Below are 22,183 nucleotides of genomic sequence, written 5' to 3' on the forward strand. Positions count from 1 at the left end.
TTTCACTCAGCAGCACCCTGTCGATCTGATCATAACGATCAGATTAGCTCTTCTCCACGATCAAGGATCTGGTGAACCGGAGGGATCTCTACAGTGCCGGCTCAAAGAGGTACATCCCCCATCCGGCGTACTCCCGCCCGTAGCCGAGGTACTCGTCCTGCACCTGGTGCAGGTACTCGGCAACCTCTCCGTACTCCGGGTGATCGGGGTTCGCCTTCAGCCAGGTCCTGCAACACTGCCAGATGCCGGTCTCGTATCGCTCCCAGTCCGCATCATCGGCCCTCACCAGGAAACTGAGATCGAACCCCGCCTCACCGGCGATCCGAGCCAGTTCGAACTCGGTCAGAATGTCCTCCCAGTCGCGGGCGAACTCCGGTGGCACCAGTTCGGTCTTCCAGTACCGCTCGCCGAGGAGCACCGCCCCGTTGTCGGTGGTGAGGGTGGTCAGCGTCTCCAGAGCGTCGGCCAGGCCGCCGTAGATGAATGCGGCACCCATACAGACGACCAGGTCATACCGGGCCTCCGGGGTGTAGGTGGATGCATCGGTACAGATGATCCTGACCCTGTCGCCGAGCCCCTCTTTGGCAAGCATCCGCTCTGCCCAGGCGCATGCCTCTGGCCTGATCTCGAGGCCCGTGCCGGTGATCCCGAACTTTTCAGCGAGGATCGCAAGGACCGTCCCGTTGCCGGCCCCGACCTCGAGCACCTGCATCCCCGGTTTCAGCCCTGCCGCCTCCCCGACCGCGACGATCTTCTCAGGTGTGACCGGGTTCATGATCGCCAGCGCTCCCTGGGAGAGGGTGACCAAGTCTAAAAAATCCATGGGTACAAGTTGTTTTCGCCCCTCATTATTCCACCCTCCCACCTGGATGGAGGTGGTGGATAACAGCAGGAGTTCAGGACTTCTGACCCGCATCAGCGCCGGTGTTGATGATCGCCTGCACCCTGCCGACTCGACCGTCGGTCAGCCGGACCTTGATCCCATGCGGATGCGTCGCCGAGTTGGTCAGGATCGCACTGACCACACCGCGGGTCAGGGTCCCGCTCCGCTGGTCCTGCTTCTGTACCACGTCGACGGTTATCCCCGCCTTGATTGCACTTCTGGTTGTGGCCTGCCGCTCCGGTCCCATCAGAAGAGATTGGATGGTCGGGTTGAACTCTGTTCCTCACCGGTGAGCCCGGGCGTGGTCGATGGAGGCGTTCAGCACCGCTTCGATCAGGGCCAGCGCACCCTCAACCCCAGCTGACGGTCTCGCCGAAAGCCTCACCTGCCCCCGGATCGGGGGTGCGTAACCGACGAAGGCTGCGCCCGGGCAGAGCCTTTCTTCGAATGAGGAGCCGAGGACCAGGTCGGGGCCGGCTCTCTCAAGCAACCGGGCGACCTGATCGAGTCCGGTGGCCTCGCTGACACCGGGGCCAGCTTCTGGTGGCGGTGTGCCGCGGACCCCAATCGCGACTACCTCTGCACCCAGGTACTGCTTCAGCAGATCAGTGGCTGCCATGGCATACGCATACCCCCCAAAGACCGCAACCGTCGGGGGGTCGAACCGCACCAGGTACTTGTCGCAGGCACGGACGATCCGTTCCTCTGCGTCGGTGATCTCGTTGACGATCGCCTCGCAGTCCACCCCGGGGTCCCGATCGGCCAGTCTGGCAAAGGTCGTTCTGACCTGGTTGAGGCCGAGGAGCGACCCGCAGGAGTCGCCTGCCGGGGCGGCGAGGTCTGGATTGGTGCTGACCGAATACCGGGAAGCCTGGTCGACCGCCGATATCGTATCGGCGGCGAAGATCGTCCCTGGTCCGACCCCGGCCAGCCTGAGCAACCGGATTGCCTCGTCTCGGTTCCCCCGCCAGAACGGGTCGATCCGGGAGATTCCGTCGATTCCGATCCCGTCCGCCTCTGGGTCGACCTGTGGGGCCAGCGCAGCAAGGGCGGTGAGATACCCGGCGTCGGCCCCGCCGGTGAACCCGGGGCAGTCGATCACCATCACCGGCAGATCGCCGAAGAGCGAGGAGAGATCCTCACCCATGATCGCCGGCACACATGTGTTCATAACGGCGAGCCGGGGATACCGTGGGGCCAGTTCCTGTACAAGGGAGAGGAGTCGCTCTTCGGCACCGAAGACCACCTCCTCCTCAGTCAGATAGGTGCAGAACAGGTCTTTTGAATGGAGGAGCGAGGCCGGGTGATAGAAACATCCGCTCGCCCCGTGGACGATCACTCCGATACCGGAAAATCCGCAGAGGCAGGCGGCCGCCCCGGTCATCGCACATGGGACCAGCGGTCCAGCACAGCCGGGACCAGGGCCTGACTTCGGTTCTTCAGGCATCGATCGTCCGCCTCCACTGCTGCAGCATCCGGCGGATGCCGGCGGTCCCGACCGGGAGCGGCACCGGAAGCCGGACCGGTGCGCCATCGCTACTGATGATGAGACCGAGTCGGTCTACCAATTCTGCAGTGAATCGGTCGGAGGGCTGGCTGAACCGGACCCGGGCGCCTCTGATCCGCTCGAACTGATCGAGCATCTGAGCCTGGAAGATCTCCTCCTCCTCGACTGCGGTGGTGCCGTCGACAGCACAGCGGTCAGCCGTCTCCTGGACGAATCGGAGAGTTCCCGCAAGGCCGACCGGGAACCCTTCCAGGTACGGGATGGAGAACTGCTGCTGCAGTTCCTCGCCGAACGCGACAAGCGAAGGTTCACGGAGGATGTTCAGGTCAGCCCTCCCAAGCCTGGCGATCTCGTCGGTACTGATCCCCCTGACAAACCTGAGGTTCACTTCGATCCCTGCCCGATCGAGCAACCGGGTCACCTCGGCAGCGTTCTCATCCACTTCGTACTCCAGGTTCTTCTCCCCGATAAGGTTCACGCGAGGTTCAACTCCTTGCCCATCCCTCTTCTCCTGGCCTGTCGGTGCGAGGCCGGCCAAGGCTGAGAGGGCGTTGAAAAACCCGGTCGAGAAGACCCCTCCCAGAAACCCCTGGGTCTTCACCGGGATCACCGGAACCGGCCAGTCCTGTCCACAGATCGAATCGATATCGTCGCCGATGGCAGCGGTCACGCAGGTGCCGAGGACCATGACAGAGGTGTACCCGTCCCTGACGGCGTTTCTGATTACGGCGGTCAACTGCTCCTCGCCGCCGAAGATGATCTCCTCTTCGCCAATCCGGTCAGAGCAGAGCGCAGGAAGCGGGCCGCTCTCATGGTCGAGCAGCGTCGCATAGATCAGCGAAAGGTTATGATGGGCACAGCCCGCCGGGCCATGGATAATACTGATCCCATCGGTGATCGCGGTCGTGACCGAGAGTGCTCCGGTCAGCGTGCACCCTTCATATCGATATGTACTTGAATGCGAGGTCTTCGAGTTCATCCAGCTCTAAAGGTTTCGGGATCGTCAGTGTGGTGTTCGTCAGCACCACCTCTGCAAGGGTTCGGTACGTTGCGGCCTGGGCTGAGTCGGGGGCATATTCAAGCACTGTCTGCTTGTGCACCTCGGCCAGCTGCACGATGCGGTCGCGGGGGATATAGGCGACCAGGTTGCTGCCGACCCGTTCGGCGAACTCCCTGACCAGATCCTCCTCGCGGTCGATGTTCTTGGCATTGCAGATCACCCCTGCGAGCCGGCAGGTACACTTCGGTCGCTGGGAAAGCCGGTTGATCGCCTTGCAGATGTTGTTGGCTGCGTACAGGGACATCAACTCGCCTGAGGTGACCAGGTAGATCTCCTCGGCGTACCCCTCGCGCATCGGCATCGCAAACCCGCCACAGACCACATCCCCGAGGACGTCGTAGACGACCACGTCGGCTGAGAATGCTTCGAGTTTCTCGAGCACCTGGAAGGTCGCGATGATCCCACGGCCGGCGCAGCCGATCCCCGGTTCAGGTCCACCGGCTTCGACGCAGCGTATACCCCGATATCCGGTGTACACTACATCGTCGATGGTCAGGTTGGTCCCTCCGCGTTCCCGAATCAGGTCGAGCACGGTCGGTATCCAGGTGCCATGCATCAGCATCCGGGTACTATCGTGCTTGGGATCGCATCCGATCTGGAGGACACCGAGCCCTTGCTCAGCGAGTGCTGCGGAGAGGTTGGCCGAGGTCGTAGACTTGCCGATACCGCCCTTGCCGTACAGGGCAATCTGCTTCATTGCATATCGGTTGGTCTCCGGAAATATTCAACCTGCTGGTGTTAACCCAAAATAAGTTGTGTTCTCCCGGGTAGGTCAGGCATGAATCATCGTCAGCATCATCTTGAACCTGCTGACCGCCTCGACGGCATGGGGCTTCTCTGCCGGCATGATCATCATCTCCCCGGCGGTAAGGGTGAACGGTTCACCCTCGATTGTAATCCGGGCCTCCCCCTCAAGAATCATCACGATCGCGTCATACGGGGCCGTATGCTCGGAGAGCCCCTCCCCCTGGTCGAACGCGAAGAGGGTGATGGTGCCGCTCTTCTTAAAGACCATCATCCTGCTGACGACCGACCCGGTTTGGTACCCGACCAGGTCAGCTGGTTTGAGGATCTGTCCTGATAGATCTTCACGCTGCTCATCTGTCATAATTCATTGCTTACTGCCCAGCAGGGAAGAACCTTGCCCGGACTGACCATCGGGATGCTGGAGAGGAAGAGGAGAGGATCAATCTTCTGCATTCAGGTAATCATACAGGAACGCTGCGATCAGGGCCCCTGCAATCGGCCCGATGACATAGATTGGGTAGTTCGCCCAGAGGTTGGAGCCGCCGAGCAGCAGGTCGCCGAGGAACGGCCCGAAGGTTCGTGCCGGGTTTAAGGAGGCACCGGAAATGTTCCCTATGGTCGTGATCATCCCGGCCACGGTCAACCCGATGATCAGCCCGGCGAACCCTTCAGGCGCCCGCTTGTCGACGGCGACCCCCATGATCGTCAGCATCAGCACGAACGTCCCGAGCAGTTCAGCCAGGATCGCAGCACCCATCCCGATCCCCGGGAATGGGGCAGTGGCCCCGAGCCCGCCGATCATAACGGCGTCCATGCCGGCTGTCGCTGCAAAGAGCAGGCTGCCGACGGAGGCGCCGATCAGCTGTGCGATGATATAGGCGACCATATCACCTGTCGGGAACCGCTTCGTCGCCCAGAGGGCGATCGAGACGGCTGGGTTGAGGTGGGCCCCTGAGATCCGGCCGAAGGCATAGATCACTGCAGCGATCACAATTCCGAAGGCCAGCCCTATTGCGAGCCAGTCACCCAGACCCCCGAGGGCCCCGATACCGATGTTGAACTTGTTGGGGGGGGTGGCCCCGTGCGCGATCATCAACGTGACCGCCGCCGCCCCCGCCCCGAAGTAGACGAGCAGGAGTGTCCCGACCATCTCGGCGAGGGACCGTTTCATCAGTGATGGCATGATCAGGCCTTCCGATAGACGCTGACGCATTCAGGGCAGAGCATCCGGGGAATCTTCTTCGGGAGTTTTTTGGAGGGGAATGGATAGCCTCCCTCCCAGGTCTCGACCTCTTCCCTGATAACATGGTCCATGCAGACACCCATCCCGCAGACGACGCAGGTCGCCACTGCGTCAGTATCCTTTCCCTGCTGCGCACAGATATAACACTTCATCTCTAGACCGCCTCTTTCCACTGGCAATACTGGTGCCTAAAATCGATCAGAGCTGCTGAGGCGCAGTTCTTGCATCCCCTGACAGGGGCTGCCGGGTCTTCCTTGTGGAGTGCGATGATGTTGGTCATCATCGTGGCTGTTACTGGTTCACTGGTCAGTAGGCATGGGTAGTCGGCCAGCCGCATCAGGGCTGAGAACCGGACCGTTATCGCACAGGCTGGGTAGGCATACCGCTGCGGGTTCATCAGCACTTCGCTCTCTCTAATCGGGGAGAGGTCCACCGGGAAGTCCCCCACCTTGGGGGCCAGCAGGTCTGAGGTACAACATTGCCCCCGCCTGGCCTTGTCCAGGTACTTCCAGCCGCGGTAGATCATATCCATGAAGTCGCAGTTGTGCAGTTCGGCTGCCGCTCCCCTGGTCGGGTTCAACTGTACATAGTTGTGGTACCGCTTGGTCAGCAGGTCCACGACCATGATCGCATTGAACCCATCCAGTTCAAGGATGTATTCGGTGGCACAGGCCGAGGAACCGGTGGCGAGGGCCAGCACATCGTACTCGCTCTTGAACTTTGGCAGCGAGGCGCGGAGGGACTTTTCCATCACCTCGGTGGCCGCCTCGATGGTGGCCATGATCACATCGTCCTTGCACATGTTGAAGGTGGACTGGGAGATGTGGTGGGCGATATCGCCGACACAGTAGGCTGGGATAGTCAGGATGTTCCCGTAGTGAACACCATCATCGATTGCAGCCTTCACTGCCCCCTCCATCTTCTGTCGATAGCCGGCCATGTACTTTCTCTGATCGAATGAGGTCATGCCGGCCGCGTCCATCAACTTCGCCTGTGCCTCGACCGGTTCATGGTAGATCGACTGGAACATGGCGATCTCCCGCTGGATGGCGTCCGAGAGCGTCGCCCCTTCCTCGATGGCGTGGGCGAAGACATCCCCGACTCCGTACGAGGTGTTCATTCCCCAGGACTTGGCTGCGAGGATCGCCTGCTTGTGGGCGTCGGGGATGTCTGTGGTCTTTAGGATCCGGTTCACCACGTTGCTGGTTGACCCCGGGACCAGGGCAAAGTCCACCACACAGGTCGGACCGTAGAACCCGCCGTACCGGCGTGTGGACTCGAGCCCCATCAGCGCTTCAGATTTCCCGATCCGGGCTACGAATGTGTCAACACTCTTCTTGAATGCAGGATCCTGGTCACAGAGGATCTCGAGGACCACCGGTGTCTGGTAGTGCTCGACGAACGGGTCGTCCTCAGGCCGGATAGTGTTTGTCAGCCCCTCAAGTGTCGAGAAGTGTGCCTTCACAGAGCCTGTATGGAGATCGATCACCGACTGTGCCTGTCCCTCGGCTACGGTCATCTTCTTCACCGCGTCGAGGTAGGCCTCGGCGTCCTTGAGCACAAACTGTGTTCCACGCTTCCTCTTCACGGTCTCGACATCGGCGCGCTGAGCTGCCATCGCCTCGTCGATCATCTTCTCGTACAGTGCTGTCATGTTTATCTCCTCTCTGCAGGATCATTGGTATCATGATCCCGCGACATAGTGATCACGTTCCTCCTCTTTTAACCTTCTCTTCTGTTACGATCAGTGCTACCCCGGATGCGATCGCCGCCTTCCTGACCGCATCAGCGACGGCCCTGGCCACCCCCCTGTTCAGAACCGAGGGGAGGATCCGGTCCAGGGAGGGATGCCTGACCATAGAGGCCAGGGCGGTGGCGGCGGCCAGTTTCATCTCGTCGGTGACCCTGGCCGCCCTCGCATCCAGGGCACCCCGGAAGAAGCCGGGAAAGACGAGGACATTATTGATCTGGTTTGGAAAGTCACTTCTACCGGTGCCAACCACCGCTGCCCCCGCCCGGACCGCTTCGTCGGGCAGGATCTCAGGGACTGGGTTAGCCATGGCGAAGACGATAGGGTCGCTGTTCATCGACCGGATCATCTCCCCGGTCACCACCCCGGGGCCGGAGACCCCGATGCAGACATCGGCCCCGTTCAGGGCGTCGGCGATCGATCCGGTTCGGCCGGCCGGGTTCGTCTCCTCACCGATGATGAATTTGTACTTGTTACTGTACAGCCCGGGCCGGTTGCGGTGGATGATCCCTTCCCGATCACAGACAAGGAGTTCCCGGATCGGCTGGCAGACCCGGCTCTCGTACCCGATACACCGGAGGAGCCTGGTGATGGCGAAACCTGCCGCTCCTGCCCCGATGACGACGATCCTAAGGTCTTCGACTTTCTTCCCTGTCGCGGTGCAGGCGTTTTTTAGGGCTGCCAGCACCACGATGGCAGTACCGTGCTGGTCGTCGTGCATCACCGGGATGTTAAGGTCCTGCAGTTCCTCCTCGATCTCAAAGCAACGGGGGGCCGCGATGTCCTCAAGGTTGATCCCCCCGAAGACCGGAGCCAGATTCCGGATCTGTTTGACGATGTCGTCGGACTGTTCTGCAAAACAGATTGGGAACGCATCGATCCCGGCGAACCGCTTGAAGAGAGCGGCCTTCCCCTCCATCACTGGAATGGCGGCGGTCCCGCCGATGTTCCCGAAGCCGAGGACGGCTGAGCCGTCGGTGACGACTGCCACGGTGTTCCCTTTGATCGTATAGGTGTACGCCAGCGAAGGATCCCGTTCCAATTCTCTGCAGACCGCGGCGACCCCCGGGGTGTAAGCACGGCCGAGGTCTTCGCGGGTGTTGAGCGGCACTGTCGCCTGGACGGCGAGTTTGCCGTGGTAGGTCCTGTGCAGGGTGAGGGCCTCAGCGTAGACATCCTTCTTCTCTTCACGGTCTGTCATGTTTCTCCTGTTTCCCTGAGTGGGGGCTGGAGGGTTAAGGGTTCGCCCTGGTTGTTATAGCCAGGTCCGTTTCGGGAGGAGGGCTGCACCTAACGCGAGCACCGGTCCAATGATCACTCCAGCCCAGGTGACGAGGCCGACGGTCCCAACCATGAGCATCAACAGTCTGAACCGTCCCGGGGTCGAATCGCCGGCCTTCACCGAGGTTCTGATCGCGATCGACCCCACCCCAAGAGCGATCCCGGCCAGGACCAGCGGAACCACGATTGATGGGCCGACCGGGGCGAGGCGGAGGGCGATCCCGGTCTGAAGGATCGTTTCGACACCGGAACCGAGGAAGATGAGCCCGGCGATGAGGCCTACCCCGGCTGCAGGGATCATGCGTTCCCTTCTCTGCCTCATAAAAAAGAGGAGAAGGCCGACTGCAAGCACCACCAGATACGGTCCGCCGATCAGCAGGAACGACTGTCCCTGCCAGAGTCGGATCCCGATCACGTCGACAGGGATACGGACCCACTCGATCGGGGAGAAGGACTCAAGCGTGCCGGATGCAAGGGTGTACGGCCCGGTCTCGCCGGGGGTGTAGACGGCGATCACATAGATGCCGTCAGCCGGAGCTGGGGCCGAGTAGTTCGCTGTCCGGAACCCGGCGATCGGGGTGAACGGTTCGAAGTCAGCGGTGGTCGGGCGCACCCCTCTGACCACCACGGCCCCTTCGCCGGCGGGCAATTTCACGGACTCAGGTACGGTTCCCTGCTGTACGATATCAGGACCGGCGATCACCAGCCACGGGGCGAAGGTCTCTCCAACGGGGGTCGAGACTGAGAACCGGAGAAGATCGCCTTTCTGCAGGTCGACCGTGTAGTAATCCGCCTCGCCAGCCTCGTGGAGGGTACCATAGATCGCATAGGAGATGGTCCGGTCCTGGATCTGTGTGGCCGTGGTCAGGGTGGTGTGATCCCCTTGTAGGACCGGGACATGGGCAGCCGCCGGCAGGACCAGCATCAGAATCAGCAGCACGAGCACTGCCTGGAGAGCGTGGCGCATACCTGCTATCGGGACGGTGTAAATATATTAATCTGTGGGTTTTTCTGCAGGGATGCCAGGTCAGAGTATGTTAGAAATAAATAACATTAAAACCGATAAATGTTAGAAATAAATAACATCAAGGAGTTTACCATGAAACAGAGAAACCTCAACCGGCTGGTCGTCGGGGTACTGATGATCATCAGCGGCATCGCTGCACTGGTGCTGAATACGGGTGAAACGGCCGTCGGTACCACCCTGTTCTTCGCAGGGTGTGCCTTCCTGGCGGTCGGGATCGTCCGGCACCGGCAGTATGGTGATGATCTTGAATCTGACGAACGGTCCAGAAAGACCGGCGCCTACGGCCTTTCGTATGCCTGGCTTACCGGCCTCTTCTTTATGTTCGCCCTCTTCTGGCTGGACTACCTGAACCTGCTCAGGCTGGGCACCCAGGGCGCTCTCGCCCTCTCAATCGTCGTCCTCGCCTTATCAGGCCGCCTGTACCAGGTGTACCTGTTCTGGAGAGGGGATGTCGAATGATCGGCGTGCCGGTGATGAAGCGTAGAAACCCCTTCTCAATCATCGCCGGCGGGCTCTTCCTGCTCTGCGGGATCCTGGCCCTTACCATGCGATGGGGAAACTCCGTTATCGGGGGCTTCCTGCTGCTGGTGGGGCTCTGCTTCCTGGCGGTTGGATTCGCCCGACCGGGAATGTTTGGGGAGAACCCCGAGTCCACGCTCTTTGGATTATGGGCCGATGAACGGTCGAAACAGATTGGTGCCCTTGGCCTCTCATATGCCTGGCTTACCGGCCTTCTCTTCATGCTCGGTCTCTTCTGGCTGGACTCCATGAGCATACTCAGACTCGGAACACCGGTCTCTCTGGCCCTGTCGATCGTGGTGCTGGTCTTCTCGGCCCGCCTGTACCAGATGTACCTGTTTTGGAGAGGAGACCTGTGACAAAAACTATCAGTTACTGGTGTGCAAGGCTATGCAGACCAGAATAAAAGAGTACCGGGCCCGGGCAGGCCTGACCCAGGAAGACCTGGCCAGAAGTGTTGGGGTGCGGCGGGAGACGATCGTCTTCCTCGAACAGGGGAAGTACAACCCATCGCTCAAACTCGCCCATGATGTCGCCGTGGTTTTCCACGCCACGATCGACGACCTCTTCATCTTTAAAGAGGACGAGCCGAAGACCTGATGCACTCTATAAGTCCTGGGGTCTCAGGTACAGGCCGGTCCACCCGCCTCCGTTCGGTGATGTCAGATCTCTTCATCGCCTCGGTTGACCTGGCGAACATCGTCAAGAGGGTCTCATCATCGTTGACATTGGCGAGATAACCGATGGAACTGGCTGTAATCTTCACGGCCTTCTCGATGGCAAAAGTCATCAGTTCCTGGAGCAGGGCCGGGATCATCTGGTTGGATCATTCGATGAGGACCTCATCGGTCTCTCCAAGGCCGGCTCACTCGCTTGACCTTGGACAGGTGACACCCTTGTTATCACAGGGGATGCACCGCTCGAGCTTGTCATCGATCACCCGGTAGGCGTTGGCCAGCACCGACGAGTTGGAGATCAGCCCGGCGAGCAGGATCACCTCGAGGATCTCCTCACGGCTCGCCCCCATCTTCAGGGCGGCCTGCATATGGTATCCAGTGCAGTGGGTGCATTTCAGGGCCGCTCCTACAGCGAGACAGATCAGTTCGACGTACTTCGGATCCAGCGTGCTTGTTTCTGCTACTGTCCCCTTATAGAGCAGGTGCGAGATGAGCACCTCCGGCCGTTCTGCCATCCGCCGGAAGATCAGCGGGACCTTCCCATATTCCTGCTCGATATCCTTCATCCAGTTCACACAGGTCTGATCGACGCCGTTGTTAGCGATCCCCTGCAACAGTTCCTCAAACGTATCTTTCGCCATTGTTTCACACCATACAGTTGGTCTCAGAGAACGGCAGGATTCTGACCATCATATAGTCCCGCATCCGGGAGGGCTCGATCGTGGCGATCGAGCCGAGCGTGATCCCGTCCTCCAGTTCCAGTTCCCGGAGCCGGCCTGCAAACATATCATACGGGAGTTTAACCCGGAGTGCCGCGATCTGCACGGTGATCGGTGTTGGCGAGGTCACCTCCCTGATCTCGGGCACCTTCTCATTGATGACAGCCATCAGTCGTGCCGGTGAGATCGAGAGCGGATCCTTTGCAATATCAGCCCGCCGTTTGTCGAGCACATGGATGATCTCGGCGATGACCGTGTCGAGCTTACCCAGTTCATCGGCCTCCCGCGTCCGGTGCATGAACCGCCCGATCTCTCCGACATATCCGGCCACCGGTGGATCGGTGATCCGCTTCAGGGTCTCCTTGCTCGGTCTTCCGGTCAGGATGATTGGGACTGTTATGCCACGTATGAGCACCGGCATTTTCTTCTTGATACAGGTTTCGAAGTTGCCGAGCAGGTAGACCGCGATGTCGTGCTCATTGATCACGTCCCGCTCCTCGTCGTTCAGCATCGCAATCCGTTTGCCAAAGCCCCTGGCGAGGCCGACCATGTTGGACTTGGCCCCAAGTCTCCGTACATACTCGGCGATGTCACAGGCTGGATGGGGAAGGTGATGAATCTCGAGAGATGGGGTCACGATGGCGATCTCGGTACCGACCAGCGGGGACTCGGTCAGCTCCCCCATCAGCGGTTTTCCGATCTTTCGGATCAGTTCGATGTCGTCCTTCGGGACAAGTGCCAGCAGTACCACCTCGGTCGCGATCAGGTGCTTCTGGATCACGTACCCGCCAAGGTCCTCGATCAGGTCGACGATCTCGTCATGCCGGTAGAGGCCACCCCTGTAGGTGACGGGGACCAGGATCATGGGTGCTCCCCCATCGTGGCCCACTGTTCATTGAGCAGGTCGTCGGCTGGGACAAGGAGCGTGTTCTCGCTCGCCACGTACGAGAACCGGTCGCCGCCGTACCGTTCTCTGCGCACCTTGAACCCTTCGGGCGCGATGTTGGTCATCGCGTAGATCAGATCCTTAAAGAGCGTCTCACTCGGGTCCTTGACGATCATATCCTGCAGATTCGGATCGATCGGCTGATCGGCCGTGATGGTGATGTTGAACCGGTCCGGCTGGTCGACGGCCGACTTGCCGTACTTCTCCCAGAGGATGTCGAGCAGCGGAGCCAGGTAGGTCTCGTCTCCGATCGCGATCGTTGCGGTCTGTCCCTCAACCGCAACCGAGGAGAAGTCGCGGAGGCGCACCTCGGTCGGCAGCTTCCTGAGCACCCCGACCGCAATAAAGATCGGGATCTCCGGGTCGATGTAGATGCGCAGCTTCTCGATCACCCTGACCAGGTTGTGGTCGAGGAGCACGTCCGCAGCGATCTCCTTGTAGACGGCCCCTCCATCAGGTTCGGTCGACTCCACCTCGAAGTACTCAAGACCTGCCATGTTATGCTCCCTTTTCGATGAACCCTGAGGCGAGGAGTGCAGATCCGACCGCTCCGATGTACTGCGAGTACTTCGGGACCAGCACCTCGGTCTGGAGCAGTTCGCCCATCGCATGGACCAGCCCCTCAATCAGGGAGGTCCCTCCGACCATGATCACCGGTTCTCTGATATCCACTTCCTGCAATTGCTGCTCAAAGACCTGCTCGGCGACCGAATGGCAGGCAGCGGCGGCCACGTCCTCTGGCCGTGAGCCGGTGGCCAGGGCGTTCACCAGACTCTGCGTCCCAAAGACGATACAGTAACTGTTCATCGGTACCTTCTCGCCGAATCCTTTCATCGCCAGTGGCCCGAGTTCGGTGATCTCTACACCGAGTCGTTTCGCTGTCATCTCCAGGAACCGGCCGCTTGCGCCGGCACAGATCCCGCCCATTGTGAAGACCCCGGGGATCCCGTCCTGGACCGTGATCGCCTTGTTGTCCATCCCGCCGATATCGATCACCGTCGCAAACCCGTGCTGCCGATCAGCCAGGTAGACAGCTCCCTTGGAGTTGACGGTCAACTCCTCCTGGACCAGGTCGGCCTTGAACGAATTCCCGATCAGGAACCGCCCGTAGCCGGTGCACCCGATCGCCTGGATCTCGTCCATCTTGATCCCGGCCTCTTCGAGGGCCAGGGCGACGACGTCATCGGCACTCTTCTGCACCTCGGTCGTCGGCCTCCAGCCGGTGCCGATGATTTTGTTGTCCTTCATGATCACGGCCTTGGTCGTGGCCGATCCGCTGTCCAGGCCGAGGGTGATCCCTTCCTGCCTCTCTCTCGCCAGCAGGGCCCGCCTCCTCGCGATGGTGGTCAGCGCCTCCATCCTGGTCAACAGCGTCCCCGATGTGGTTCGCTCGGTGAACGAGTAACTGACCACCGGCAGGTGCGAGTTCTCATGGATGTACCGCCTGAGTTCGTTCCTGACGATGGCAGCCTCAGCACAGCGGAAGCAGGTTGCAATGAAGACCGCGTCTGCCTCGACCTGCCCATCGACCAGCGCCCTGGCCCTGGCTATGGCGAGTTTTAAGTCGGCACTCTGCACCTCAAGGCCGAACTCGGTGAATGACTTCTTGATATCGGCGAGTTTGATGTCCGGGAAGAAGATCTCGGCGTCCACGGCATGGGCAGCCTCCTCGATCTCCTTCTGCACACCTGAATACTCGGCCCCGCATGAGAGTTGGGCGATCCTGACTGGCTGGCTCATGCCGACCCTCCAGGTAATGACTTGAGGAACTCCCTGATCGCTTTGACAAATAGGATCCCTTCATCCTCATTCTTGGGGTATTTCAGTTCGAGCAGCGGCATTCCTCGCTTGTGGAGGAGGAACTTGATCAGTTCATCGGTCCTGGCACAGCCCATGCACCCGAACGAAAAATCCGCTTCATTGACGATGATCCCTGCTTCGGCCTCATCGATCATCGGACCGTACAGCGACATCCGCCCCCGGACCCCGGAGGGGATCTCGACGGCCGCGTACCGGAGCCCTTTCTTTGGTTCCTCCGGGGTGATCTGCAGCGGCGGGGATTCCACCCCAGCGGTCTGGATGCGTTCCCTGATGGCGAGGGCTGCGCCGAGCGGCTTGTGCCCCCACCGTGCGACCAGATCTGAAAGGATCAGGCTTGTTGCGGGGTAGATGAATACCTTGGCCATTCTAGGACTCCTGGTTGATGATCTTTCGGAATGTATCGATGTCAAGCGGTTCGTCATTAGAACCGGTCTTCTGTTCACTGTGCCTCTTCTGTTGATCGGTGGAGGCCGGCTCCCGGTCGTCCAGGGTAGTTATCCCCTTGGCGATGAACCGGATCAGCTTCATCTCGTTCTCATGGCCGTAATACCCCGGGCGTGCCCCGCCGAGGTTCGCCCTGCACCGACGGTGATCGCCTGGTGGGAACCCCCGGTCCTTGACGAAGATATGGGTCGGGTCGACGGTCCGGAGATCTGCGATCACATGCTCGACCTCAGTCTCATCCCCGGTGATCTGCAGTCCAAAGCAAGTCTCCTTGATCATCACCCCTTTTGAGATCTCATAAGCTCGCTGAGCCAGATCTGCAGGGGTGGTGTCGGAAGACTCGACAAAGACGTACTTGGTGACGGATCCAGGATAATCTGGAACATATTCGGTCATCGCTTCGCCTCCCGTATATAGACGATCTGTCCCTCTTTGAGGGTTTTGAGTTTATCGGTGTTGATGACCGTGCCGATCAGATTGGTCCCATCGAACGGCTCGGAGGTCGGCCCGAACTCTGAATTTTCACTCAGTCGGATACCAACCATCCCGGCCCCTTTCCGGGCATCATTGGTCAATCCGAGGGCTGCAGCTGGCGCCCTCTCCACCGGGATGTTCTCCGGGGTGATCAGCACCCCGGTTGGGATCTTCGGCTTGAAGAGGAAGACATCCTCAAACGTGAAGAAGAGCGGAAGGGTGCCAATATCATGCCAGAAGAGCCCGGTCAGCCGCCGGAAGATGGCAGTAGAATCCGGAGCGTTCTGGTCGTCGAGGATCAGGTCGATCACCTGTGAGAGCGGGACCGTCTGAAACGCTACCTCCCCGGCCGCCAGCACCTCAAGGGTGGTCGGGGGAGTCTGGTCGATCACCACCCGGTCGGGTTCTTCACTGTCTGCGGTCACCTTCAGTCCGCGTGCCTCACCACTGCTGATCGCCTCGTCGAGCGACCTGCCAAGCATGTCGAACCGCGAGGGGGTCACTTGGATCGCAATCCGTTCCCTGGCCTTTGCAAGTTTGATCAGTTCAAGGCCGTGAGTGACCTGTCCAACGACCGTATGGCTTGCGATCCCGGGCACATCCTCCTTGTAGATGTAGATACACCCGGATCCACTCCCCCGGGTCCTGACCGTGACTGTTCCTTCCCGCCTTCCTTTTGTATGCTCGGACGGAACCTGTGAGCCGGCCATTCGCTCGTCTCGGAGGTGGGTGGAGGCCACCCGGTCTGCAGTCAGGTGCCCGCTGTCCAGAGCCAGCAGCAGGTGCTCCACCGAGGTCGCGGTCCGGGTGCTGATTCCGTCAGGGTCATACCCCTCGGCAGTCACCTCGATGTGGGTGATGATCGCCATCCCGTCCTCAAGAAGGAGGGTGGAGTCATGGGTCGTGAACGACCGGCTTGTATCGGCCCAGGAGAGGATCGGACTGATCGCCTCGATATGGTCTCCAGAGGTCCACCGGTCCAGTACCCCTCTGCCGCTGACGACCCTGCCGATCACGCCGCCGCCCACCGCCGCCCCATGGTCTGCGGTGTGCCGGGTCCTGGAGAAGACCAGGTGGGATTCTGTTGGATTGTAGCCCACACAGCCGAGGATCAGATCGCCCCGTTCATACAGATGTGGTCGCCTCTCGGGTGCCAGATCAGAGACGAACGGCCCAAAGGCCGCACTGTTCCGGTCGGCATAGTGAAGGGGCGGACCCGTGATCTTCAGGATCCAGGTTGGGTCCGCCAGCATCTCGACGACGATCTCGCCACTGGTCGTCTTGATCTGCAGGTTCCTGGTGGTCTCCTGTGCGAACGTGCCCGGGCGTATCACACCGATAACGGTGGATTGGTCCATGTCAGGCAGCAGATCGCCGAGCGTCATCGTCCCGGTGATCTCAGTGCTGACTCCATCCAGAAGGATCGATTCCATACCTTCCCCTTTCACTGGCCTGGTTGGCTGCCTGGCTGATCCATCACCTGGCGTTCGTCCTCGGTCAGGTGCGCCAGCACCGCACTGGTCTCCCCGATCTCGATGATCTTGCCGCCTCGCATCAGGGCTACCCTGTCGCAGATGTCCCGGACAAACTCCATGTCATGCGAGACGATCACAAAGGTCTCATCGATCCCTTCACGGGCGTGTAAGATCGAGTGCTTGACGTCGATCTTTGTGATCGGGTCGATCGTCCCGGTCGGTTCGTCCAGGATCACGAGCGAGGGTTCCCGGATCAGCACCTGTGCCATGGCGACACGGTGCCGTTCTCCCTCGCTGAGGTGACCGGGCAGTCGGTCCAGGATCTCCCTGCTCTTCTCCTCGGTGAACCCGGCCATCTTCAGGGTTACGACTGCCTTGCGCACTGCCAGTTCTTTTGGGAACTCCAGCCCGATCGCATCGGTCAGGTTGTCGATGACAGTTCGGTGTGGGTAGAGGTCGTACTCCTGGTGGAGGAGTCCGATGTAACTCTTCGCCCTGCCGCGGAACTCGATCCCTGGTTTGGTCATATCGATCCACTCATCCCCGACCTTCATTGCCATCTCCCCGGCGGTCGGCTCGACTACCCCGGCGATGATCCGTGAGAGGGTGGTCTTGCCGGCCCCGCTCTTTCCTATGATTCCGAAGATCTCCCCGCGTGAAACATCGAACGTGACCCCGTTGACGGCCCTGACCACCCCGCGGTCCACAGAGATATACCGTTTCTCGATATCACGGGCCATCAGGATCTTCTCCCCCAGTTTCACCTGCTCGAACTGCTCCACGTCAGAGTAGTCCTTCATGAAGGTCTCAATCACCTCTTTTGGCGTTCCAATGGCGGTTATTGCACCGTCAGCGAGGAGGATCGCCCGATCTGCAACGTCCTCGATTACCGATGAGAAGTGGGAGGTGACGATCATCCCCATCTCGCCAGACTCGACTGAACCTTTCAGCATCTTATGGACGACTCCGGCGGTCTCCGGGTCCAGTGTCCCGGTCGGCTCGTCGGCCAGCAGCAGGTATGGTTCCCGGGCCAGCTGGCGGGCCAGCACTACCCGCTGCTTCTCACCTCCGGAGAGATCCCGGGCGATGTGCATCATCCTGTGCGAGAGCCGGACCTCGTCGAGCAGGTCGGCCGCACGGTTGACCGCTTTCTCTGAAGGGTAGTTGATGTCGTCGAGGGCATGGAGCACGTTCTCGATCACCCGGTCATTGCCATACAGGGCGAAGGAACGCTGGAACATGATCGCCGTCCGGTTCATGATCCGTCGTTTGAGGGCCTCATTATCTGGGGCCCAGAGGTCGACGTCCTGCGGTTGCAGCACACCCCCGCAGTGGGGGCAGGCCGAACCTGCTTTGGACTGAACGTCGACATAGTCACAGGTTTCACAGCGGGCGATGTGGTAGATGATCGACCCACTGGTCGGCGGTTCGTCGACACCCCGGATCAGGTGCATCAGCACCGTCTTGCCGGCGCCGCTCCGACCGATAATCCCAACTATCTCTGCCTCTGCGAGAGAGAAACTGATGTTGTTCAAGACACGTTTCCCTTCAAAATCCATGCAGAGGTTCTGAATCGTGATCAATGGGGTCATGCGCTACGTCCTTGTATCTAATTGAGCAGTCAGATCATATTACCTTTTATATCTCCTGGGTGGAGATCTGTAACCGCTGCACAATCGGCACCACCTCGCGGACCTCGGCGATCACCTGGTTGGCGACATCGTACAACCGCTTCGGCCGTTCGCCCGGCTGTTGCCCGGTCAGCACTGCGTAGTCCGCCTTCTTCATCGCTGCGATGTCGTTGATCCCGTCGCCGACCATCACGACGGTGTCGTATTCCTGTTTCAGATCCTCGATGATCCCGGCCTTGATCGAAGGGGTTGCGACCCCAAAGACCCGGTCTCTGGGGATCCCGAGGTAGTCGGCCATCCGTTCGAGCTTGGTCACCCGGTCGCCTGAGGCGATGAAGGTCGGTACCCCCATCTGATGGAGCGTGGTGATCGTCTCCTTTGCCCCGGAGAACGGTCGGCCGCCGACGGTCAGGGTGAACTCGATCCCGGGTAACCCCATATTGACGATCACCCCGCTGTTCATCGTCAGCACCGACTCCTTTCTGCAACAATTCCAGACGTCCCGGATACATTCGCTCAGATCCTGGATCCTGGCATGGGTGTCGGAATAGAGGACCTCCCCGACCTCATCAGCAGTCAGCACCTTTCTGGTACAGCTGATCCCGAATCCAATCTGATGCTCGACCAGATACGCTGAGACGAGCATCGACTGGTCCGCGTCGATCACCTCCCTGGAGTGGATGTTCAGGGCGATCAGCACCCGCTCATCTGAGGAGAAGGTCAGGTTCGTTGTCTCCACATGGGGGATCACCTCCCCAGTGATCACATCCTTTGCAGTCCTGTAGGTCCGAAGCAGTGTACCAGCACTGTCAAATACCACGGCGATCGACATCACATCACCATTTTCACTCAATCGAAAACCAGATATTTATCTGGTGCTTACTGATCTCACTGGCTGGGATATTATATGCTGGTTTCTACTGTAGAACAGATCAGACAGATGGAGATTCGGGGTGCGGGCCGGATAGCCCGTGCTGCTGCCGGGGCGCTCGCTGATCACGCAACCGTAGTTCAGTCAACTGAACTGAACGATTTTGTTGGAGAGATGGAACAGGCCGCGAATCTCCTCGTCGCCACCCGACCGACGGCGGTCTCGCTTCCGAATGCGGTGCACCTGGTGATGGCCGGTGTTCAGACGGCCCGTACCCTCGAAGAGGCACGGTCAGGGATCATCGCATCGGCCAGCCAGTTCATCACCTCCTCAGAACAGGCGGTTCAACGGATTGCATCGATCGGAGCCCGACATATCCGGGACGGGGATGTGGTGATGACCCACTGCAACTCGGAGGCCGCCCTGGCCTGTATCCTGGAAGCTCATCGACAAGGAAAGGAGATCGAGGTATATGCCACCGAGGTTCGACCGAGAAATCAGGGACTGGTTACGATCAGAACCCTGAATGATGCCGGGATCCGGACCAGTTACATTGTTGACTCTGCGGTCCGTTCGTTCATCAACGAGGTGGACCTGGTGCTGGTGGGGGCTGATGCCATCTCGGTTAATGGAGCGGTCGTCAACAAGATCGGGACCGCTCAGATGGCCCTGGCAGCCCACGAGGCGCGCGTGAACCTGGTGGTAGCTGCGGAGACCTATAAGTTCGCACCACTGACGATCCTTGGGAACCTGATCGAGATCGAGGAGCGGCCGGCGGAGGAGGTACTGACTGCTTCGATTGCATCGACCCTTCCCCATGTCAGGGTTCGGAACCCGGCTTTCGATGTGACCCCTGCTGATTACGTGGACCTGATCATCACCGAGGAGGGAGCGATCCCGCCAGAGATGGCCTATATTATCATCAGGGATCATCTGGGATGGTCAATCGAGCAGTTCGACCGTCCGGCCCATGGGGCGGATCAGAAAGAATAATACCCGTTCCCGATAAAGAAGCCGCAACAGGAGATCTGAGGATATGTCTGATGTTACTGCAATCTACTACTTCCGCCCCCGAGCCGATACCTCGCCAGAGCAGGCCGCCCAGGCGATCTGCGAGGAGGAGACGACCGGAACCTGGACCGATATCTCGACCACCACAGAGTACGTCCGCAGGCTGGACGGGGCGGTCGAGAGCGTGGAACCGAAGGGCCAGGGGTACCTGACCAAGATTACCTATCCTGCGGAGATCTTTGAGCCGGGCAATGTTCCGCAGTACCTCTCCGTGGTGGCAGGGAACCTCTTCGGGCTCGGCCGGGTTGAGGCGGTCAGGCTGCTTGATGTCGAGTTTCCCAGGGAACTGGTGACCTTTTCAGGGCCAAAGTTCGGGATCGATGGGGTGCGCCGGCTGGTTGGTTCACAGAACCGGCCGCATGTCGGTACGATAATCAAGCCCAAGGTGGGACTGAATCCGACCGATACGGCCGAGGTAGCCTACCAGGCTGCTATCGGGGGCGTAGACCTGATCAAGGACGACGAGACCCTGACTGATCAGCAGTTCTGTCCGCTCTTCGAGCGGCTCCCTGCGGTGATGGCCCGGCTCGATCAGGCGAAGACGGAGACTGGCAGAAATGTGCTCTATGCAGTGAACGTCACTACCAGAGCCGACAAGATCCTGGAACGGGCTGAACACGCTCTTGAACTCGGCGCCAATATGCTGATGGTCGATGTGATCAGTGCCGGGTTCAGCGCTGTGCAGGCCCTTGCCGAAGATCCCTCGATCAAGGTGCCGATCCATGTTCACCGGACCATGCACGCCGCGATGACCCGGAACCCGGAACATGGGATCGCGATGCGAACCTTTGCGAAACTGGTCCGGATGCTCGGCGGCGACCAGCTCCACACAGGCTCGGTCTCCGGGAAGATGAGCCACGACGCAGAGGAACTGCTTGGAGACAATAGGGCCCTCACCGACCAGTGCTATGGGTTGAAGTCGACGTTTCCAGTCTCAAGCGGTGGTCTTCACCCGGGGAAGGTCCAGACTGAACTCCGGGTGCTCGGGACAGATCTGATCCTTCAGGCCGGCGGCGGGATCCACGGCCATCCAGATGGAACTGCGGCCGGGGCACGGGCGATGCGCCAGGCCGTCGATGCGTTCATGGAAGGGATCCCAACGGTCGAGTACGCGAAGGATCACTACGAACTGGATCGGGCTCTTAAAAAGTGGGGAACTTCGTAATAGTACACCAGTATGGTATACACAACGATCTCAATCCCTTTTTGTAAACTGCATGGCAACGGCAACGACTTTCTGCTGATCGACGAACTTGAGGGTACCCGGATTCCTGACCAGATGAAGGGCGAGTTTGCGGAGTTGTACTGCGATCGTCGGTTTGGGGTCGGCGCTGACGGCGTTCTCTTTCTCTCTGCGGGTACCGAGGGCGATCTCCGGATGCGTATCTTCCAACCGGACCGAAGTGAGGCCGAGATGTGTGGCAACGGGATCCGATGCTTTGCCCGGTATGCTTTCGATCAGGGATACTTCACGGAGACCTGCAACGTCGAGACCCCGGCCGGAGTGCTCCCGGTTCATGTCTCCATAGGTGACAGTACGTTTCTGGCACAAATTCATATGCCCGATCCGGCGTTCGACTGTCCAGGGATCCCGGCCACAGGAGAGGGCGTCTACCAGCAGACGATCGCAGGGCTCACCGTCCATGCGACCAACACCGGTGTCCCGCATGCGGTCGTGATCGTCGACGATCTCGCGGCAGTGGATGTCCCGGGGCTCGCCCCCCAGATCCGGCACCACCCCTCTTTCTTGAAGGGAGCGAATGTGAACTTTGTCCAGGTGACGGGTCCTGATGCGATCAGCGTTCGTACCTTTGAACGCGGTGTCGAGGATGAGACCCTCTGCTGTGGGACCGGTGCCACCGCCTCGGCCGCCGTCGCCCACCGCCTTGGCCTCGTTGGGGACCATGTCGCGGTCGAGACCGCTGGCGGGCCACTCTGGATCACCCTCGGCAAGGAGACCCTGATGGAGGGGCCTGCGGTGACCGTCTTTGTTGGGGAGATCCCTCTCTGAACTGTTTTTTTGGTATCACTTTTTTT

General features: G+C 60.0%; 27 protein-coding genes. 6 read left to right on the forward strand and 21 right to left on the reverse strand.

The window, feature by feature from the left end:
• Positions 1-88 precede the first annotated feature (88 nt).
• The 11 genes from MPAL_RS01185 to MPAL_RS01235 all read right to left on the reverse strand — a co-directional run bounded on the left by MPAL_RS01185 (position 89) and on the right by MPAL_RS01235 (position 9,438).
• Positions 89-823: an SAM-dependent methyltransferase gene (locus MPAL_RS01185; protein ID WP_048145540.1), complete on the reverse strand. Its 735-nt coding sequence runs from the start codon at positions 821-823 to the stop codon at positions 89-91.
• Between the two features lie 73 nt (positions 824-896).
• Positions 897-1,130: a YwbE family protein gene (locus tag MPAL_RS01190; RefSeq protein WP_012616937.1), complete on the reverse strand. Its 234-nt coding sequence runs from the start codon at positions 1,128-1,130 to the stop codon at positions 897-899.
• Positions 1,131-1,166: 36 nt separating this feature from the next.
• Positions 1,167-2,330, reverse strand: a complete 1,164-nt coding sequence (locus MPAL_RS01195; protein WP_012616938.1) for a nitrogenase component 1 — start codon at positions 2,328-2,330, stop codon at positions 1,167-1,169.
• Complete coding sequence (locus tag MPAL_RS01200; RefSeq protein ID WP_012616939.1) at positions 2,323-3,369, reverse strand: nitrogenase component 1; 1,047 nt, start codon at positions 3,367-3,369, stop codon at positions 2,323-2,325. Before MPAL_RS01200 ends, MPAL_RS01195 begins: the two co-directional genes overlap by 8 nt.
• Positions 3,329-4,147: a Ni-sirohydrochlorin a,c-diamide reductive cyclase ATP-dependent reductase subunit gene (gene cfbC, locus MPAL_RS01205; protein WP_012616940.1), complete on the reverse strand. Its 819-nt coding sequence runs from the start codon at positions 4,145-4,147 to the stop codon at positions 3,329-3,331. The genes MPAL_RS01200 and cfbC overlap by 41 nt, the downstream gene beginning before the upstream one ends.
• A 75-nt stretch (positions 4,148-4,222) precedes the next feature.
• On the reverse strand, positions 4,223-4,558 hold the full coding sequence (locus MPAL_RS01210) for a cupin domain-containing protein (protein ID WP_012616941.1): 336 nt from the start codon (positions 4,556-4,558) through the stop codon (positions 4,223-4,225).
• Positions 4,559-4,636: 78 nt separating this feature from the next.
• Positions 4,637-5,380, reverse strand: a complete 744-nt coding sequence (locus MPAL_RS01215) for an MIP/aquaporin family protein (protein WP_012616942.1) — start codon at positions 5,378-5,380, stop codon at positions 4,637-4,639.
• A gap of 2 nt (positions 5,381-5,382) precedes the next feature.
• Complete coding sequence (locus MPAL_RS01220; protein ID WP_012616943.1) at positions 5,383-5,592, reverse strand: DUF2180 family protein; 210 nt, start codon at positions 5,590-5,592, stop codon at positions 5,383-5,385.
• Between the two features lie 2 nt (positions 5,593-5,594).
• Complete coding sequence (locus MPAL_RS01225; RefSeq protein WP_012616944.1) at positions 5,595-7,094, reverse strand: DUF2193 domain-containing protein; 1,500 nt, start codon at positions 7,092-7,094, stop codon at positions 5,595-5,597.
• Positions 7,095-7,146: 52 nt separating this feature from the next.
• On the reverse strand, positions 7,147-8,391 hold the full coding sequence (locus tag MPAL_RS01230) for an NAD(P)-dependent malic enzyme (RefSeq protein ID WP_012616945.1): 1,245 nt from the start codon (positions 8,389-8,391) through the stop codon (positions 7,147-7,149).
• A gap of 54 nt (positions 8,392-8,445) precedes the next feature.
• Entirely contained in the window at positions 8,446-9,438 is a 993-nt protein-coding gene (locus MPAL_RS01235) for a hypothetical protein (protein ID WP_012616946.1), read from the reverse strand.
• A gap of 132 nt (positions 9,439-9,570) precedes the next feature.
• Here MPAL_RS01235 and MPAL_RS01240 point away from each other — a divergent pair, with 132 nt between their 5' ends.
• The 3 genes from MPAL_RS01240 to MPAL_RS01250 are packed head-to-tail and all read left to right on the forward strand — an operon-like array spanning position 9,571 to position 10,617.
• On the forward strand, positions 9,571-9,957 hold the full coding sequence (locus MPAL_RS01240) for a hypothetical protein (RefSeq protein WP_012616947.1): 387 nt from the start codon (positions 9,571-9,573) through the stop codon (positions 9,955-9,957).
• The gene (locus MPAL_RS01245) at positions 9,954-10,376 is read left to right on the forward strand and encodes a hypothetical protein (RefSeq protein WP_012616948.1); all 423 of its coding nucleotides are present in this window, start codon (positions 9,954-9,956) and stop codon (positions 10,374-10,376) included. The genes MPAL_RS01240 and MPAL_RS01245 overlap by 4 nt, the downstream gene beginning before the upstream one ends.
• A gap of 31 nt (positions 10,377-10,407) precedes the next feature.
• Positions 10,408-10,617 (forward strand): helix-turn-helix transcriptional regulator, encoded by a 210-nt coding sequence (locus MPAL_RS01250; protein ID WP_012616949.1) that lies wholly within the window; start codon positions 10,408-10,410, stop codon positions 10,615-10,617.
• Here MPAL_RS01250 and MPAL_RS01255 read toward each other — a convergent pair.
• The 10 genes from MPAL_RS01255 to MPAL_RS01300 are packed head-to-tail and all read right to left on the reverse strand — an operon-like array spanning position 10,592 to position 19,036.
• Positions 10,592-10,834 carry a GAF domain-containing protein gene (locus tag MPAL_RS01255; RefSeq protein ID WP_012616950.1) on the reverse strand — a complete coding sequence of 81 codons (243 nt, stop codon included), beginning with the start codon at positions 10,832-10,834 and terminating at the stop codon, positions 10,592-10,594. The two genes, MPAL_RS01250 and MPAL_RS01255, sit on opposite strands and share 26 nt — an antisense overlap.
• 48 nt (positions 10,835-10,882) lie before the next feature.
• The gene (locus MPAL_RS01260) at positions 10,883-11,335 is read right to left on the reverse strand and encodes a carboxymuconolactone decarboxylase family protein (RefSeq protein WP_012616951.1); all 453 of its coding nucleotides are present in this window, start codon (positions 11,333-11,335) and stop codon (positions 10,883-10,885) included.
• Positions 11,336-11,339: 4 nt separating this feature from the next.
• The gene (locus MPAL_RS01265) at positions 11,340-12,278 is read right to left on the reverse strand and encodes a methanogenesis marker 7 protein (RefSeq protein ID WP_012616952.1); all 939 of its coding nucleotides are present in this window, start codon (positions 12,276-12,278) and stop codon (positions 11,340-11,342) included.
• Positions 12,275-12,856 (reverse strand): methanogenesis marker 17 protein, encoded by a 582-nt coding sequence (locus MPAL_RS01270; RefSeq protein ID WP_012616953.1) that lies wholly within the window; start codon positions 12,854-12,856, stop codon positions 12,275-12,277. Before MPAL_RS01270 ends, MPAL_RS01265 begins: the two co-directional genes overlap by 4 nt.
• Position 12,857: 1 nt before the next feature.
• Positions 12,858-14,099: a methanogenesis marker 15 protein gene (locus MPAL_RS01275; protein ID WP_012616954.1), complete on the reverse strand. Its 1,242-nt coding sequence runs from the start codon at positions 14,097-14,099 to the stop codon at positions 12,858-12,860.
• A complete protein-coding gene (locus MPAL_RS01280; protein WP_012616955.1) occupies positions 14,096-14,545 on the reverse strand; it encodes a methanogenesis marker 5 protein in 450 nt (149 codons plus the stop codon). The genes MPAL_RS01275 and MPAL_RS01280 overlap by 4 nt, the downstream gene beginning before the upstream one ends.
• A gap of 1 nt (position 14,546) precedes the next feature.
• Complete coding sequence (locus MPAL_RS01285) at positions 14,547-15,020, reverse strand: methanogenesis marker 6 protein (RefSeq protein ID WP_012616956.1); 474 nt, start codon at positions 15,018-15,020, stop codon at positions 14,547-14,549.
• Positions 15,017-16,531: a methyl-coenzyme M reductase-associated protein Mmp3 gene (gene mmp3 / locus MPAL_RS01290; protein WP_012616957.1), complete on the reverse strand. Its 1,515-nt coding sequence runs from the start codon at positions 16,529-16,531 to the stop codon at positions 15,017-15,019. The genes MPAL_RS01285 and mmp3 overlap by 4 nt, the downstream gene beginning before the upstream one ends.
• An 11-nt stretch (positions 16,532-16,542) precedes the next feature.
• Complete coding sequence (gene atwA, locus MPAL_RS01295; RefSeq protein WP_012616958.1) at positions 16,543-18,165, reverse strand: methyl coenzyme M reductase system, component A2; 1,623 nt, start codon at positions 18,163-18,165, stop codon at positions 16,543-16,545.
• A 46-nt stretch (positions 18,166-18,211) separates the two neighbouring features.
• On the reverse strand, positions 18,212-19,036 hold the full coding sequence (locus MPAL_RS01300; protein WP_012616959.1) for an HAD family hydrolase: 825 nt from the start codon (positions 19,034-19,036) through the stop codon (positions 18,212-18,214).
• Positions 19,037-19,111: 75 nt separating this feature from the next.
• Here MPAL_RS01300 and MPAL_RS01305 point away from each other — a divergent pair, with 75 nt between their 5' ends.
• The 3 genes from MPAL_RS01305 to dapF are packed head-to-tail and all read left to right on the forward strand — an operon-like array spanning position 19,112 to position 22,157.
• Positions 19,112-20,068, forward strand: a complete 957-nt coding sequence (locus MPAL_RS01305; RefSeq protein WP_012616960.1) for a ribose 1,5-bisphosphate isomerase — start codon at positions 19,112-19,114, stop codon at positions 20,066-20,068.
• Between the two features lie 43 nt (positions 20,069-20,111).
• Positions 20,112-21,311 carry a RuBisCO large subunit C-terminal-like domain-containing protein gene (locus MPAL_RS01310; RefSeq protein WP_012616961.1) on the forward strand — a complete coding sequence of 400 codons (1,200 nt, stop codon included), beginning with the start codon at positions 20,112-20,114 and terminating at the stop codon, positions 21,309-21,311.
• Positions 21,312-21,323: 12 nt separating this feature from the next.
• A complete protein-coding gene (gene dapF / locus MPAL_RS01315) occupies positions 21,324-22,157 on the forward strand; it encodes a diaminopimelate epimerase (protein WP_012616962.1) in 834 nt (277 codons plus the stop codon).
• Positions 22,158-22,183 lie beyond the last annotated feature (26 nt).

The organism is Methanosphaerula palustris E1-9c, from assembly GCF_000021965.1.
Classification (GTDB): Archaea; Halobacteriota; Methanomicrobia; order Methanomicrobiales; family Methanospirillaceae; genus Methanosphaerula; species Methanosphaerula palustris.

Coding starts and splice junctions, on each gene's coding strand:
- MPAL_RS01185 (WP_048145540.1), bottom strand. CDS start 823: ATGGATTTTTTAGACTTGGTCACCCTCTCCCAGGGAGCGCTGGCGATC.
- MPAL_RS01190 (WP_012616937.1), bottom strand. CDS start 1,130: ATGGGACCGGAGCGGCAGGCCACAACCAGAAGTGCAATCAAGGCGGGG.
- MPAL_RS01195 (WP_012616938.1), bottom strand. CDS start 2,330: ATGCCTGAAGAACCGAAGTCAGGCCCTGGTCCCGGCTGTGCTGGACCG.
- MPAL_RS01200 (WP_012616939.1), bottom strand. CDS start 3,369: ATGAACTCGAAGACCTCGCATTCAAGTACATATCGATATGAAGGGTGC.
- cfbC (WP_012616940.1), bottom strand. CDS start 4,147: ATGAAGCAGATTGCCCTGTACGGCAAGGGCGGTATCGGCAAGTCTACG.
- MPAL_RS01210 (WP_012616941.1), bottom strand. CDS start 4,558: ATGACAGATGAGCAGCGTGAAGATCTATCAGGACAGATCCTCAAACCA.
- MPAL_RS01215 (WP_012616942.1), bottom strand. CDS start 5,380: ATGCCATCACTGATGAAACGGTCCCTCGCCGAGATGGTCGGGACACTC.
- MPAL_RS01220 (WP_012616943.1), bottom strand. CDS start 5,592: ATGAAGTGTTATATCTGTGCGCAGCAGGGAAAGGATACTGACGCAGTG.
- MPAL_RS01225 (WP_012616944.1), bottom strand. CDS start 7,094: ATGACAGCACTGTACGAGAAGATGATCGACGAGGCGATGGCAGCTCAG.
- MPAL_RS01230 (WP_012616945.1), bottom strand. CDS start 8,391: ATGACAGACCGTGAAGAGAAGAAGGATGTCTACGCTGAGGCCCTCACC.
- MPAL_RS01235 (WP_012616946.1), bottom strand. CDS start 9,438: ATGCGCCACGCTCTCCAGGCAGTGCTCGTGCTGCTGATTCTGATGCTG.
- MPAL_RS01240 (WP_012616947.1), top strand. CDS start 9,571: ATGAAACAGAGAAACCTCAACCGGCTGGTCGTCGGGGTACTGATGATC.
- MPAL_RS01245 (WP_012616948.1), top strand. CDS start 9,954: ATGATCGGCGTGCCGGTGATGAAGCGTAGAAACCCCTTCTCAATCATC.
- MPAL_RS01250 (WP_012616949.1), top strand. CDS start 10,408: ATGCAGACCAGAATAAAAGAGTACCGGGCCCGGGCAGGCCTGACCCAG.
- MPAL_RS01255 (WP_012616950.1), bottom strand. CDS start 10,834: ATGATCCCGGCCCTGCTCCAGGAACTGATGACTTTTGCCATCGAGAAG.
- MPAL_RS01260 (WP_012616951.1), bottom strand. CDS start 11,335: ATGGCGAAAGATACGTTTGAGGAACTGTTGCAGGGGATCGCTAACAAC.
- MPAL_RS01265 (WP_012616952.1), bottom strand. CDS start 12,278: ATGATCCTGGTCCCCGTCACCTACAGGGGTGGCCTCTACCGGCATGAC.
- MPAL_RS01270 (WP_012616953.1), bottom strand. CDS start 12,856: ATGGCAGGTCTTGAGTACTTCGAGGTGGAGTCGACCGAACCTGATGGA.
- MPAL_RS01275 (WP_012616954.1), bottom strand. CDS start 14,099: ATGAGCCAGCCAGTCAGGATCGCCCAACTCTCATGCGGGGCCGAGTAT.
- MPAL_RS01280 (WP_012616955.1), bottom strand. CDS start 14,545: ATGGCCAAGGTATTCATCTACCCCGCAACAAGCCTGATCCTTTCAGAT.
- MPAL_RS01285 (WP_012616956.1), bottom strand. CDS start 15,020: ATGACCGAATATGTTCCAGATTATCCTGGATCCGTCACCAAGTACGTC.
- mmp3 (WP_012616957.1), bottom strand. CDS start 16,531: ATGGAATCGATCCTTCTGGATGGAGTCAGCACTGAGATCACCGGGACG.
- atwA (WP_012616958.1), bottom strand. CDS start 18,165: ATGACCCCATTGATCACGATTCAGAACCTCTGCATGGATTTTGAAGGG.
- MPAL_RS01300 (WP_012616959.1), bottom strand. CDS start 19,036: ATGTCGATCGCCGTGGTATTTGACAGTGCTGGTACACTGCTTCGGACC.
- MPAL_RS01305 (WP_012616960.1), top strand. CDS start 19,112: ATGCTGGTTTCTACTGTAGAACAGATCAGACAGATGGAGATTCGGGGT.
- MPAL_RS01310 (WP_012616961.1), top strand. CDS start 20,112: ATGTCTGATGTTACTGCAATCTACTACTTCCGCCCCCGAGCCGATACC.
- dapF (WP_012616962.1), top strand. CDS start 21,324: ATGGTATACACAACGATCTCAATCCCTTTTTGTAAACTGCATGGCAAC.